Origin of the sequence: Natrialba aegyptia DSM 13077 (genome assembly GCF_000337535.1) — an archaeon.
GTDB lineage: Archaea > Halobacteriota > Halobacteria > Halobacteriales > Natrialbaceae > Natrialba > Natrialba aegyptia.
In genome coordinates, this window is sequence record NZ_AOIP01000044.1 from 1 (window position 1) to 392 (window position 392).

The following is a 392-nucleotide window of genomic DNA, read 5'->3' on the forward strand; positions in this document are numbered from 1 at the left end:
GGCCACGATGTCGGCGGCTTCGCCGGCCGACCCTCGCCAGAGCTGTTCAAGCGCTGGATTGAGCTGGGCGCGTTCATCCCGTACTTCCGGAACCATACCGATACGCACCGAAAGTCCGACCAAGAGGTCGACATGCGCAACCAGCATCCCTGGACATTCGGCGAGGAGGCTGTCGAGATCAGTAAGAAGTATATTGAACTGCGCTACCGGCTGATGCCGTACCTCTACAACGAATTCGAAGAGTCCGCCAAAACTGGCAAGCCGATCCAGCAGCCGCTGGTCTACCACTTCCAGAACGATCCGGACACTCGGGATATCACTGACCAATTCATGTTCGGCGACAACATAATGATCGCACCGGTCGTCGAGCAAGGCGCAACTTCGCGCGAGGT

1 protein-coding gene is annotated in these 392 nt (G+C 57.9%); it reads left to right on the top strand.

Going from position 1 to position 392, the window contains the following annotated elements; all coding sequences use genetic code 11:
* Window positions 1-57 precede the first annotated feature (57 nt).
* The coding region (locus C480_RS17620) for a glycoside hydrolase family 31 protein (RefSeq protein WP_241433860.1) at window positions 58-392 on the top strand (335 nt) is incomplete at its 3' end.